The sequence below is a fragment of the Nocardia brasiliensis IFM 10847 genome (assembly GCF_000710915.1).
GTDB lineage: Bacteria > Actinomycetota > Actinomycetes > Mycobacteriales > Mycobacteriaceae > Nocardia > Nocardia brasiliensis_A.
In genome coordinates this window covers 1-13,076 of record NZ_BAUA01000121.1, presented here as the reverse complement: position 1 = coordinate 13,076, position 13,076 = coordinate 1, and the positions used below count along the sequence as shown (strand labels likewise).

General features: G+C 69.6%; 9 protein-coding genes and 2 pseudogenes. 7 read left to right on the top strand and 4 right to left on the bottom strand.

What is annotated here, in order from left to right:
• The first annotated feature begins 35 nt into the window (after positions 1-35).
• Positions 36-650: a TetR/AcrR family transcriptional regulator gene (locus NBRGI_RS26255; RefSeq protein ID WP_226887073.1), complete on the top strand. Its 615-nt coding sequence runs from the start codon at positions 36-38 to the stop codon at positions 648-650.
• Positions 651-735: 85 nt separating this feature from the next.
• Here NBRGI_RS26255 and NBRGI_RS26250 read toward each other — a convergent pair whose 3' ends face one another.
• Positions 736-3,591, bottom strand: a complete 2,856-nt coding sequence (locus NBRGI_RS26250; RefSeq protein ID WP_063726311.1) for a sacsin N-terminal ATP-binding-like domain-containing protein — start codon at positions 3,589-3,591, stop codon at positions 736-738.
• A 1,396-nt stretch (positions 3,592-4,987) separates the two neighbouring features.
• Positions 4,988-5,723: pseudogene (locus tag NBRGI_RS45900) on the bottom strand (DUF3027 domain-containing protein); the annotation flags it as partial.
• A gap of 17 nt (positions 5,724-5,740) precedes the next feature.
• Here NBRGI_RS45900 and NBRGI_RS26240 point away from each other — a divergent pair.
• From NBRGI_RS26240 to NBRGI_RS26230, 3 genes are all read left to right on the top strand, one after another.
• Entirely contained in the window at positions 5,741-6,520 is a 780-nt protein-coding gene (locus NBRGI_RS26240) for a glutaminyl-peptide cyclotransferase (protein WP_029899879.1), read from the top strand.
• Between the two features lie 162 nt (positions 6,521-6,682).
• Complete coding sequence (locus NBRGI_RS26235) at positions 6,683-8,560, top strand: MFS transporter (protein WP_029899878.1); 1,878 nt, start codon at positions 6,683-6,685, stop codon at positions 8,558-8,560.
• Positions 8,561-8,624: 64 nt separating this feature from the next.
• A complete protein-coding gene (locus NBRGI_RS26230) occupies positions 8,625-9,137 on the top strand; it encodes a DUF2771 domain-containing protein (protein WP_029899877.1) in 513 nt (170 codons plus the stop codon).
• 292 nt (positions 9,138-9,429) lie between these two features.
• Here NBRGI_RS26230 and NBRGI_RS26225 read toward each other — a convergent pair whose 3' ends face one another.
• Entirely contained in the window at positions 9,430-9,852 is a 423-nt protein-coding gene (locus NBRGI_RS26225; RefSeq protein WP_014981543.1) for a cold-shock protein, read from the bottom strand.
• 201 nt (positions 9,853-10,053) lie between these two features.
• Here NBRGI_RS26225 and NBRGI_RS26220 point away from each other — a divergent pair, with 201 nt between their 5' ends.
• Together NBRGI_RS26220 and NBRGI_RS26215 are read left to right on the top strand one after the other, a co-directional pair.
• A complete protein-coding gene (locus NBRGI_RS26220) occupies positions 10,054-10,284 on the top strand; it encodes a hypothetical protein (RefSeq protein WP_029899876.1) in 231 nt (76 codons plus the stop codon).
• A gap of 404 nt (positions 10,285-10,688) precedes the next feature.
• Entirely contained in the window at positions 10,689-11,321 is a 633-nt protein-coding gene (locus NBRGI_RS26215) for a resuscitation-promoting factor Rpf1 domain-containing protein (protein ID WP_029899875.1), read from the top strand.
• A gap of 75 nt (positions 11,322-11,396) precedes the next feature.
• Here the strand turns inward: NBRGI_RS26215 and NBRGI_RS26210 are convergent, their stop codons facing one another.
• Positions 11,397-11,585: a hypothetical protein gene (locus NBRGI_RS26210; RefSeq protein WP_014981540.1), complete on the bottom strand. Its 189-nt coding sequence runs from the start codon at positions 11,583-11,585 to the stop codon at positions 11,397-11,399.
• A gap of 261 nt (positions 11,586-11,846) precedes the next feature.
• Here NBRGI_RS26210 and NBRGI_RS26205 point away from each other — a divergent pair.
• A pseudogene (locus tag NBRGI_RS26205) lies at positions 11,847-13,076 on the top strand (helicase-associated domain-containing protein); the annotation flags it as partial.

Sequence of the window (13,076 nt, the reverse complement as noted above, 5' to 3'; positions counted from 1 at the left end):
CCTAGAGCGCTTAACTCCCTGAGGTGTCCTCCCGATTGAGCGTCGAAGAAAGACGGGCCCACCTTATCGAGGCCGCGATCGGTCTTGCCGAAAAAAAGGGCGTTGCGGGCGTGACCACGCGCGATGTCGCCCAGGCGGCGGGCGTCTCGCTTGGTGTGGTCCATTACTGTTTCGAAAACAAGGACGCGCTGATGACCGAGCTGGTCAAGGCGTTGTCGATGGAATTACGAGATTCCGTCGACGCCAATGAAACAGTGTGGCAAGACGTCGGAAGTGGAAAAGAAGCGCTTCAAAAATTGATCCGCGCGGGACTGGAACTCATGTGGCTCAACATTGAGGCAACCCCGGAACGTCAGCTACTCACTTACGAAACAACAACTTACGCACTGCGCGAAGGCGAGCAAACTCCCGCCAAACTCGCGATCGCGCGCGAGCAGTACAACTTCAACGACTCCACCGTCGCCGACATCCTCGAGCACGCGCGCGACGCGACCGCCAACACCTGGTCGGTGCCACTGCCGTCACTGAGCCGGTTCACCCTCAACGTGATCGACGGGGTGGTGCTGCGCTGGCTGGTGGACAACGACAGCGAGGCCGTCCGCGCCCAGCTGGATCTGCTCAGCCAGATGATCGCGGAGTACGCGTCCTGAACCTCGTGCGGCACAACAGTTCTCGCGCATCTGAGTTCCCGCACATCGCGTGGAGCCGGGTGCGGGAGCTCGGATCGTGCGTGCACTATCGCGGCGCGTTCGCGTGCACCGTAGTGCCCTCGCGCCACCACGGGACCGTTGTCGTGCGCTCGATCGCGCCGTGCAGCCGCACGGTCAGCTCGTCGTGCAGCACCAACTCACCGTCCTGCGGCGGCAACGAAAGAAGTTGACGCAGGACGACTCCGAGCGGCTCCGCGGACCATGTGGTGCGCAGGCCGGCACTCACCACCTCGGCGGTGACCGACCCCGAGACCAACGGCAGATCGAGCAGCGCAGCCAGCGCGGGCGCGGTCTCGGCGGCACCTACCACCAAGCGGTCCGGCGGCAGCGCGAGGCCGAACCACGGCTGATCGAGCACCAGCGCGTCGGCCGGATCGATGACAGCGCCGGACAAGGCGCGCACCCGGTCGGGCAGCTCGAGGTCGGTGAGCTCGAGCCGATCCGCCGCCACCGCGGCGGCCAATCGGGCGTGGGTCCGCGAAATGACCTCGGGCGTAGGCGTATTCGCCGGGTCGGCGAGCGCGTCGAGCAAGGCCGCGGCCAATTCGAGGGTGATCACCGCCGGATCGGCCAGCAGAGAACGGATCGCGGCCGCGTCGTCCGCGAGGCCGGGGACGGCGAAAGTCGGCAGCAGGCCGTCGAATTCGGTGTCCTCGGGGTGCCGGAGCAGCCCGAGCGGGGTGCCCGAGATCCGGGCATGGGTACGCAACCACCAGGCGGTGTAACCGTCGTGGTCGGTGAGCAGTCGCCGGGTGCGCGGCGCGGACGCCAGCTGCCACAACGCTTCCGGCCAGGCGTCGTCGTCGATCAAGTCGAGGTCACGGACCGCGGCCAGCTCCCGCGGCTCCTGCGCCAGCGTCGACCACCAGCTGTCCTCGTCGTCCAGGTTGTGATCGGGCCCGGTCGGATCGGACTCGACGACCAAGCTGAAGCCCCAGCCCACCCGCACGGCCCGAAGCGCCTGCGCACCATAGTGTTCCACCATGGCGGGGTCGATCGTATGGAACGGCGAATCCGCCACCAGCAGTTCGTGCAGCGGTGCGTCGGGCAGCAGCAATTCGTCCGCGGGGTGCAGCACACCGTCGGCGTCGGGCAATTCGAGCAGGCCGAGCCAGGTCGGCAGTGCCGCGGCGTCGGCGTGCGCGGCCAGGCGCAGCACGGCGTCGACCGTATCCGGGTCGTCCGGGTGATCCTCGAGTTCGGCGCGCAGGGCGGGCTCGCGCAGCAGATCCTCGACGGTGGCCGACCGCGCACCCAGCCGGGCCAGCAGCGGGTGTGCGGCCTCCGGATGCACCAACCTGGCCCAGTGCACCGGGATCGCGACCTCGAGCTGATCGTCGAGCACCGTCGTGCGCGGTCCGGTGACCAAGCGTCCGTCGGCCAGCGGCACGGCGAGCGCGCCCAGTTCCTCGGCGGCCAGCGGGTCCGCCACGAACAGCTCCAGCGCCGCATACAGCGCGTGCCACCACTGCGGCGCCCGCTCCAGACCGCTGGACAATTCCGCCAATCGAGCCAAGCCGACCCGATGCACATCGAGCACACCCAGCGCCTCCGCGTGCTCTCGCCCCGACAGCTCGGGAATCACCAAGGGCCCGATCACATCACTGAGCAACCCCGCCAATTCCCCCGTGAGCCCGGTGAACGCACTCGCCCGCGTAGGTACCGCGATATCGGCGGTGGTGGTACTGAGCAGGTCGAAAAACGCTGAATCGGTGTTAGTTCCGGTGTCCGGGTGTTCCTCGGCGGCGAGGCTCGAGGCGTCCGGCGGGAAGGAGTCGAATGGGACGGCGGGGCCCTCGGTGTTCGTGGGGAGGACGGGGAGCCAGGGGTTGGTTCGGAGTTCGCGGATCACCGCTTCGCGCAGGAGGGCGTCGGCTTCGCTGCGGGCGAAGGCGGGACTGGGGACGAGCACCAGTCGGTCGCGTGGTGGCAGTGCGCGAGCGAAATCGGCATAGCCGACGGCCAATTCGGCGAGGCGTGCGCCGGGCAGCAGGCGGCGGCGATCCGGCTGCATCGGGATGTCCGCGATGAGCAGCGCGGGCAACGACAGCTCCTCGTCGGAGCGGGTCGGGGCGCGCAGCACATCGGGGGCGACGGCGACCGGCCTGCCGTTGCGGATCGGCAGCAGCCAGCGGGCGCGCGGCGTGCGGTAGGACCACCAGATCCGGTGTTCGTCGGCCGGGCCGTCGACGCGGACCTCTTGGAGTCCGTCGTCGAGATCAGCCGTGCGACTGGTGAATTCCGCGTCTTCGACGGTAATGCTCTGCAGCGCAGGCAGTTCCAGCAGTAGATCGGCCGCTTCGGCATGCATCCCTGTGAGCAGTGCGGCGGCGTCCACGTCCGGGCGCAGCGCGAGCACCACCTCGGAGTCGAAACCGTCGGCCGGTTGCGCCTCGCTCGGCCAGGTCAGCCGCAAGGCGGGCGGGGCCGACGCCGCCGCGTCGGGTTCGCCCTGCGCCAGTTGATCTGCGGTACCGGCGAGTTCATCGGACCGCAGCGCGTCCCGGGTGCGCGCGCGGGAGAACAGGAGCGAGCCCGTGGTGGAGCGCAGTTCGATCTCGTCGCTCACCGCGAGCACCGCGGTGAAACCCACACCGAAACGTCCGACATCCGCGGCATCGGACTTCCCGGACGCACGCAGTGCCGTGAGCGCGTGCACACCCGAAACGTCCAGCGGTGCACCGGTATTCGCGACATGCAGCGCCGAGCCGTCGACCCATACCCGCAACCGACCGGACACGCCTGCCTTGGCCGCGGCGTCCGCGGCGTTCTGCGCCAACTCGGTCAGCAGCCGGTCGCGGTAGCCGGCGCGAACCAGGTCCGCCTCGGTCGCCGCATCTTCGCGCAGCCGCGTCGGCGAATCACGCCAGGCGGCAAGCACCCCCGCCCGTAACGCGGCAGTACCGAACGGATCGACCGCCCCGCTCACTCCTGTCGCGATGACTCGTCCGCCCCACCCTCAGCCGCGTCACCCCGGCGCTCAGCATCCGATACCTGCGCCTCGAAACCAGCACCGGCAGAACGACCTTCGTCACCAAGCTGCTCGAAGCCCGAAGCGGCGGCACCACTCTCGACAGCCGACACCGATTCCGCGATACCGGCAGCGTTCGCGGCCGGCGCGTCCGCGGCACCGGCCACCGCCTCCGGCGCATTCCCTGCCTCCGGCGCAGTCGGCTCCGCGGCGGGAACACCGATCGCAGGCGGTACCTCGCTGACCGGCGCTTCCGGCTCCGCGGCGACCGTCGCCTCGGCAGCTGCGGCTTCAGCCCCCTGGGCGGCAGCAGCGACCGCAGGTTGCGTTTCGCCCACAGGCGTGAGCGGGTTCGTGGCCTCCGGTGACGCATCGGACGCGGCTTCAGTGCGCTCCGCAGCGCGAGCCGAGTCCGCCGCCCCGGCCGAAATGATCTCCGCACCAGCGGATTCGGCGTACACACGCGCCGACTCGGACGCCACCGCCGCGGCCGTGCCGTCGTCGGCGACTGCTGCCACAACATCAGCCGTGGGCTGTGCGGCCACGGTTTCAGACGGCGCGACGGCCTCGACATCCGACGTGGTCGGCTCGTCGGCAGCCGGTGCCGCCTCGGCCTGCTGCGCGGGTGCGGGCGATTCGGATCCGCCGGCCGAAACAACGTCCGTACCAGCGGATTCCGCGTCACCACGCGGCGCGGCCACGGGCACCTCGACGGTCGGTTCGCCGTTCGGGACGGGCGCCCCACCGGGCTCGGTGTCCGGAGTACCCGGCGCGGCGTCAGAGATCGCCGCTTCCTCAGCCGGAGCGCCCTCGGCGACAGCCGCTGCTGCGGCCCCGTCGGCCGGAGCCGGGCCGCGTTCGCCAGTCGCGGCATCGACGCTCGACGCCTCGTTCGGAGCCGTTGCCGTAGCCGCGGATTCAGCGGCCGCGCGCGACGGCACCGCAGCGACCTCGACGGTCGTCGCGGCAGCAGGGTCAGCCGATTCGTTGGTGCCGATGGCGGCTCCCGCCGTCACGGCAGTCGCGTCAGCCGGTTCGTGCATACCGGCGGCCGGGGCTGTGCCGCTCTCATCGGCTGCAGGGTCGACGGACGACGCATCGTTCGGAGCTGTTGCCGTAGCCGCGGATTCGGCAGCCGCGAGCGGCGGCACGGCGGCGACCTCGACGGTCGCAGCGGCAACTGCGTCCGGTTCGTGTGCACCGGCGTCTACGGTCGTTGCGGCCGAGTCTGCCGTTCCGGCAGCGTCTTCCGCGGATTGCGCAGCCGGTGTTTCGTCCGCAGGGGCTTGGCGCAGGTCCGCGGTCGGGATCAGTTCGACTGCGGCATCGTCGTAGGCCTCGTAGAGGGGGGAGCCGCCGCCGGTGGGGGCGACGGTGTCGGAGTGGGCGCCGCAACCGTAGGCGGCGTGCACGACCCGTCCGTCGGCGCCCATCGCGTTTCCGCAGACGCCGAAGGCGGCGCGCAGGGAACCGGCGAGCGGGAGGTAGAAACCGCACAGTCCGCAGGTGGAGGGGGCGGCCTTGGCCATCTCGGTGTCGGGGCCGTATTCGGCGTGCCAGCGTTCGGCGGCGTCCGCGCGCCCCTCCAGGCTCATCACCTGGGTGCGGCCGAGGCCGATCTCGAGGGCGACCTCGTCGACGACCGGGTCACCGTTGGCGACGTAGCCGGGCACGAGCCGCGGATCGTTCGGCGGCGGGGCCAGCAGGTCGCCCGGGGCCAGGTCGCCGGGCCGGATTCGCTGGTCCCACGGCACGAAGTCGGGCGCGACCAGCGCGTCCGGACCGGGCAGCAGCGCCGACTCGCTCACCGTCGCGTACTCGGCCTCCGGCGGTGCGGCCACCACGACCGCCCACTGCCAGCCGCGATAGCCGGGCAGGGTGGCTTCGAAGCGATGGGTCGCCGCGCTCTCGTCCTCGGCAGCCACGCCGAGATGCGCCCCGACGCCGGCTGGTTCCAACTCCAGGAGCGCACGGCGGGCCAGATCGACGGCGTCGGCCAGAATCGGCCGGACGCCGGACTCAGAAACAGAAACTGCGCTCACCGCCTACATTTTGCCGTATGAAACGCAATCGGCGTTCGTTGGCTGTCGGTCTGCTGGTCGGTCTGGTCATCTTCAGTGGCTGTGGCGCCGCGCAGGAAGCCGCACCCGAGCTGAAGATCGAGGTCGTCGCCGTCAGACCGCATGACCCGACCGCCTTCACCCAGGGCCTCGAGATCGACGGCAACGTGCTCTACGAAGGCACCGGACTCTCGGGCGCGTCGAGTGTGCGCGCGACGGATGTGCGCACCGGCGAGCAACTGGCCAGGACCGACCTGCCCGCGCCCTTCTTCGGCGAGGGCCTCACCGTCGCCGGGGACACACTGTGGCAGCTGACCTGGCAGGAGCACACGGCTTTCGCGCGCGATCCGGTCACCTTGGCCGAACGCACCCGGGTGCCGTACGAGGGCGAGGGCTGGGGGCTGTGCACCAGGAACGGCCGGCTGGTGATGAGCGACGGCTCCGACACGCTGACCTTCCGTGATCCGGTCACCTTCGCGCCGACCGGCTCGATCCGGCTGACCAGCCACCAGAGCGCCCGGCTCAACGAGCTCGATTGCGCCGAGGACGGTTCGGTCTACGCCAACGATTGGCCGACCGACACCATCCTGCGGATCGATCCGGACTCCGGTCAGGTGCTCGCGCGCATCGATGCGAGCGCGCTGTACCCGCCGGCCGCCCGGGTGCTCACCGGCAGCGACGCGCTGAACGGTATCGCACAGCTGCCCGGCACCGACCGCTTCCTGCTCGCGGGCAAGAAATGGCCGAGCATGTTCGAGGTCCGCTTCGTGCCCGCCTGAGTCCGGCGGTGCGACGAGTTCACCACGATTTCGGTTGTGCTTCGCCGGATCGGGCAGCCTGCGGGTATGCACCGTCGTCCGCGACGCGACAAACGTCACCTTCCGCCGACACCTTCGAGCGCGAGTGAACGCCCGGTAGCGAAGTACGACAGAATTGAAGACGTGACTACTCCCCGCGAACCTTCCGGTCCCGACCGTGATCGGTGGGACGGTGGGGAGTATCCGCCGATCGAACGGCATCCCGGTTTCGACCGGTATCCGCCGCCGAACTCGCCGACGCGCCGTGGCCCGTTGCCGCCGTTGGATCCCGATCGGTTCGGCGGGTCGCAGGCCGAGACCCGGCGGCATCCGGCAGCGGGGGCAGGGCTACCGGGGCGGCAGGATCCGCCCGGGCGGACACCGCGCCGCGTCTTCCCGAATCGTCCGCAACCGCCGCACGGCCCCGAGCCGGAGCTCGCCGCGCCGCCCCCGCCGACCAAGCCGCTTTCCGAACAACCGGCGGCCGACGAGGCCGGCGCCGAATCCACCCAGCCCGGTCCGCAGCGGGTGCCGCGCAAGCTGACGGTCACCCGGGTCGCCGCGATGCGCGGCCGCGAACTCACCGAGAAGGGCATCGCCACCTTCCAGCGCGCGGCGAAGGCCGACGGCGCCGACAAGTCCGGCCTGACCGCGCTCACCTACGCGACGATGGCCAACTTCGCCCTCGACGCGGCGGTCGCGGTCGCCCTCGCCAACACCCTGTTCTTCGCCAGCGCGACCGCCGAGAGCAAGACGAAAGTCGCGCTGTACCTGCTGATCACGATCGCGCCGTTCGCGGTGATCGCGCCGCTGATCGGGCCGATGCTCGACCGGCTGCAGCACGGTCGGCGGGTGGCGCTGGCCACCTCGTTCGCGTTGCGCGCCGTCGTCGCGGTGGTGCTGGTGCTCGAATTCGACAGCTGGGCACTGTATCCGCTGGCCCTGTGCATGATGGTCGGCAGTAAGTCGTTCTCGGTGCTCAAGAGCGCGGTGACGCCGCGCGTGCTACCGCCCGATATCGACTTGGTGCGCACCAACTCTCGGCTCACCGTGTTCGGCTTGGTCGGCGGCACGATCGGTGCGGGTGCGATCGCGGGCATCGCCGCGATGGCCGCCGGGTCCAACGGCGCGTTGATCTTCGCCACGCTGATCGCCTGTGCCGGAACCTATCTGAGCCTGCGCATCCCGTCCTGGGTGGAGGTCACCGAGGGCGAGGTGCCCGCCACACTGAGCTACCACGGCCCCGACGCGCACACCGAAGTGCTTTCGCCGGACAAGGAATCCGCGGTGCCGCCGCGCAAACGCAGGCAGCCGCTGGGCCGTTCGGTGGTGACCGGCCTGTGGGGCAACAGCGCCATCCGCGTGCTGACCGGGTTCCTCACCTTCTACATCGCCTTCGTCGCCAAGGCCACCGAGCACCGGCCGGTGCAGCAGGCCGCGATGCTGGGCGTGGTCGGCGCCGCCGCCGCGATCGGCAACTTCGCGGGCAACGCGACCGGCGCCCGGATCAAGCTGGGCAGGCCGTCGCTGATCGTGCTCGGCTGCACGGCGGCTTGCGCCCTGGTCGCGCTGTTCGCGACGTTCACCAACAATCTGCTCGGCGCGGGGTTGGCCACCCTGGTCGCGGCGGGCACGAGCGCGCTGGCGAAGGTATCGCTGGACGCGCTGATCCAGGACGACCTGCCGCCGGAGTCGATCGCGTCCGGCTTCGGCCGATCCGAAACCGTGCTGCAGCTCAGCTGGGTGGTCGGCGGCGCGGCCGGCGTGCTGCTGCCGACGGACTATTGGAAGGGCTTCGCGGTGATCACCGCGGTGCTCGTGGTCGGGTTGGTGCAGACCTTCGTCAGCTACCGTGGCCATTCACTGCTGCCCGGTCTCGGCGGAAATCGTCCGCAACACGCGGAACAGGAAGTTCCCGCGACCAGGCCGATGCCACAGACTTCGAACGCGTACCGCAAGCCGGGGACCACCGGGGGCGAGACGACACATATCCAACGAGGGATAGGAGATCCCAGCCAGTGAGCGAGCGAAACTTCGAGCCAGCGGCTGTGCCGACGGCAGGCCCGCGCCGCGGCGAGGCAGCGGCGTGAAGCGGCTCAACGCGCGCACCGTCGTGGCTCTGCTCGTCGCCGGACTGCTCGTCGTCACCGTCGCCTTCGTCGGCGTGCTCGTCGTGCTGGTGCGCAACGCGGACGAGAAGGATCCGGTGATCACCGCGTACGCGCACGGCAAGACCGTCACCGTCGAGCCGTACGTGTATTGCTCGGTGCAAATGCAGGATTGCCGTTACGGCGAGACCGTGCAGCTCCTGGTGCCGCCGAACTACCCGCTGCAGCTCTCGCTGCCGAAGAAGATCGCCGAAGCGCCGTGGCTGGCCCAGGTCGTCTACGCGCTGCCCAACGGGGAACGGGTCGATCGCGTGATCAGCCACACCAACTACCCGCAGGGCGCCATGGCCGTCACCATCGAGTCCCGCCCCGAACCGGACCTGCGCCTCGTCGGCCTCGAACTGCAACTGCCGATCCTGGCCAAGGACAAGGACACCGGCAAGGAGTTTTACCTCCCGCACGCCGCCTGGTCCATCAGCACGGCCCCGTAAACGGCCGACTCAGGCGCCAGCGCCGCAACATTCGTCGCCGACAGCACCACCACGGAGCGAGCTTCGCGCGACCCCACTCACCGCCGAAAGAACCCCGGCGGAGCGAGTCTTGACAAGCGACCGCCCACACGCCGCCGAACGGAACCAGCACGGAGCGAGTCTTACGAGCGACCGTTCGCGGCCGTCTCGCGTCTCAGCTGTCGAAGAGCACGCGCCGCAGGCGCAAGTCTCGACAGCTGAGACGCGAGACAAAAGGGGCCGCGAACAACGCCGCGGCCACGCGGCCAATATTTCAGTGATCGAGTTCGCGCGCCACGGCGCGGACGACCTCTGAGATGCGTTGCGCGGTCTTGCGATCGGGGTAGCGGCCCTTGCGCAGGTCCGGCTGCACCGTCGCCTCGAGCAGGGTGATCATGTCCTCGACCATGCCGTGCAGTTCGTCCGGCGTGTGGCGGCGCGCGACGGGCTCCTTGCGGGCGCGCTCACGTTCCTGGCCCTGCCGGACCGAGGGCGGCGCCTCCAGCAGCTTCAGGCTCAGCGCCTGGGGGCCACGACGACCCGCGGCCATGCCGAACTCGACGCGCTGCCCGGGCTTCAGTCCTTCGACGCCATCGGGCAGCGCGGACGACCGGACGTAGACGTCCTCCCCCTCGTCCTGGGAAAGGAAGCCGAAGCCCTTTTCGACGTCGTACCACTTAACCCTGCCGGTCGGCACTGCGCTCACCCGTTCATCATCGAAAACTCGGACCCCGACGGCCCGAGCACACTGGTCCACGGAACCCGCTGTGGCACAGCGCCACGAGCAGGTTCTTTTCTCTTTGCGAAAAGAACGCGCCCTGCAGGGATGCGGGACGCGAGTGCCTACGAGTCTACCCCGGTGCGAATAACGCAAGCACATCAGTTTTACGGTCGTGCGGTGACGAACCCTTCCGCTCCGCCCCCGCCGCGCAAGCCGGGTGACTGGTTGCTACAGGTCGCGCTGGGCCTGTTCGCGCTGGGATTGCTGGCGATCTTCGCGATCTTCCTGATCCCGGTGCTGTCCGACGCGACGCCGGGGCTGTGGCTCTACTTCGGCGCGATGCTCGTGCCGCTCGGCCTGCTGGTCGCGGTGGTCTACGCGCTGCGCGCCGGCCGGCGTTCGCGCTGACCGACCGCGTCCGACCGCCGAGGTACGAACCGGTTACCCGAGCCTTTCGTTACCGAATCCCAGTTGTGATCCTCGTCACATAACGGGAAGGTCACGGACCGGTGACGGCCCGACACTGACCGAACGGCACCGCTTCTAGCTGCGGAGAAGGTCTTTCGCCCGCTCTGATACCGCACCGAGACCCGCTCGTACACGCCGGTTACCAAATGGTGATTTTTCTCCGGGATCGACGTACGGTCTTACCCAGCCGGGACAACCGGCTACCACCGGCCCGCCGCACCGAACCTCGCCCCGCGGGTACCGGACCCCCGACGGAAACGTAGGGGCGAGGGCGGGCATGACGACCTCTCAGTCCAGCCCGATCGATGACCTCGCAGGTGCGCCGAGAGGAAGACGAACCCGATATGAGTGGACGCCATCGCAAGCCAAGCTCGACCGGTCGCACGGTAGCCAAGGTCGCCGTGACCGGCGCGATCATGGGCACCGCAGGTGTGGCCCTCGCAGGCAACGCCAGCGCGGCACCCGACTCCGACTGGGATCGCCTCGCACAGTGTGAGGCCGGCGGTAACTGGGGCATCAACACCGGCAACGGTTTCCAAGGCGGACTTCAGTTCTCGCCCAGCACCTGGAAGGCCCACGGCGGCGGCGAGTACGCGGCCAGCGCCAACCAGGCCACCCGCGAACAGCAGATCGCGGTCGCCGAGAAGGTGCTCGCCTCGCAGGGTTGGGGCGCCTGGCCCAGCTGCTCGGCCAACCTCGGCCTCAGCAGCGCGCCCACGCCGCGCTCCGCCCCCACCACCAGCGAAACCCCGCGCTGGAACCCCGAGCCCGCGCCGCAGGCCGCTCAGGCCGCGCCGGACAGCACTCAGGAAGTCTTCAACGCGGTCGACCGCGCCCTCGCGGTCGTGCAGGGCCAGGGCATTCAGGTGCCCAAGGAAGCCTTCGACTTCTTCAACGCCGCCAAGGCCAGTGGCACCAAGCTCGACCCGAACATCGTGAACTTCTACGAGGCCAACAAGGGACTGCTTCCCTCCTGAGGTACTCATGAAGAAGGGCCCCGCATCCGAGGATGTGGGGCCCTTCTTCGTATCTTCGGACTTTCCGTCCGGAAATCAGCGGTTGATCACCGTGTTCGGGTGCATGTAAGGCAGCTGATCCGCCGGGACCGGAAACTCGGTGTCCTCACCGTACGGCGAGAGCCCACCGGAACGGGTCGACGAGAGTTCGGTGACCGCGTGGTCACCGTCGGCGACCTTGGGCCAACCGTTGTCGACATACGGTTTCTTCGATTTGTTCACCACCGCCCCATTCTGGCATGTCCCGCTCGCCGAGCAACTTCGCCGCTGCCTATTAGGCTGGTAAGGATCGGCAGGAGACGAAACGACTGATCTCGGGAGCACATGGGTAACTCGTCGGGCACGCCCGAAACCAAGCCAAGCACCGAACCACCGGCCCGCAGCGCAAGTCCCGGAGCACCCACGACCGGCAGAAGTCGCGGGGAGGCGGGCAAGCCCTCGACCTCCCTTGCCGGGTGGCTCGGCGCACGTAGTGATGCCCAATTGGTGACGCTGCTCGAACTCCGGCCCGATCTGGCCGTGCCGCTGCCGTCCTCGATGGCGGTGCTCGCCGCGCGCGCCGAGCAGCGTGCCTCGGTGCTGCGCGCCACCGACGACCTGGACACCCTCGATTTCGCGATCCTGGAAACCCTTGCCGTGCACGGGGTGACGCGCACCGAGCGCAACGGCGCCCCGCTGCGTCGCGCCGAGTTGCACGTGCAGCTGAACGAACGCGTGAGCGCCGCGGCGATCGACGCGGCGCTCACCCGATTGACCGATCGGGCGCTGGTCTGGCTCGTCGAGGACGAGCTGCATCTGGTCACCGCGGCCGTAGAGGCGCTGCCGTGGCCGATCGGCAGCACCACCGAGATCCCCGACGCCCTCACCGAACCCGAAGTGCGCGCGGCGCTGCCCGAGCTCCCCGCCGCCGCCAGAGCGCTGCTGGACAAGCTGGCCACCACCGGCCCGCGGGGGCGCACGAAGGACGCCGCACCGGGCACTCCAGCGGACCGGCCGATCCAGCAGCTACTCGCCCGCAGACTGGTGCACCGCATCGATGACGAGACGGTGGAATTGCCGGTCACGGTCGGCCAGGTGCTGCGCAACGAACCCGTGACGCACCCGCACGCGTTGACCCCGCCCAAGCCGAAAGCCAAGAAGCACACCTCCGCCGAGGTGAACGCGGTGGCCGCGGGTGAGGTGGGCGAGCTGCTGCGGCACTGCGCCGCGATCATCGAGGCGCTCGGGCAGGCGCCCGCGCCCGCGTTGCGCGCGGGCGGACTCGGCGTGCGCGAATTGCGCCGTGTCGCCAAGCAAACCGGGATCGACGAGCCGCGCGCCGGTTTGCTGGTCGAACTGCTGGCCGCCGCGAAACTGATCGAAAAGGGGTTGCCGGACCCGCCGCCGGAGCTCGATTCGACCGACGATTTCTGGGCGCCGACCCCCGCCGTCGAGGCCTGGCTGGAGGCTCCGCTCGCCCGGCGCTGGGCGGCCCTGGCCATCGCCTGGCTCGAATTGGACCGGATGCCATGGATGATCGGCATGCGCGACGCCAACGACAAACCGCTCGCGGCGCTAGCGCTGGAGCTGCGTAACCCGCACGCGCCGCGCGACCGCCACGCCATCCTCGGCCTGCTCGCCGAGTATCCGTCCGGCAGTGCCCTCACCCCCCGCCCGGATATCGGCCGGGTGCTCGCGTGGCGGCAACCGCGCTGGCGCAGGCACTTCCGGCTCGAG

Coding starts and splice junctions, on each gene's coding strand:
- NBRGI_RS26240 (WP_029899879.1), top strand. CDS start 5,741: ATGAAACGCAATCGGCGTTCGTTGGCTGTCGGTCTGCTGGTCGGTCTG.
- NBRGI_RS26215 (WP_029899875.1), top strand. CDS start 10,689: ATGAGTGGACGCCATCGCAAGCCAAGCTCGACCGGTCGCACGGTAGCC.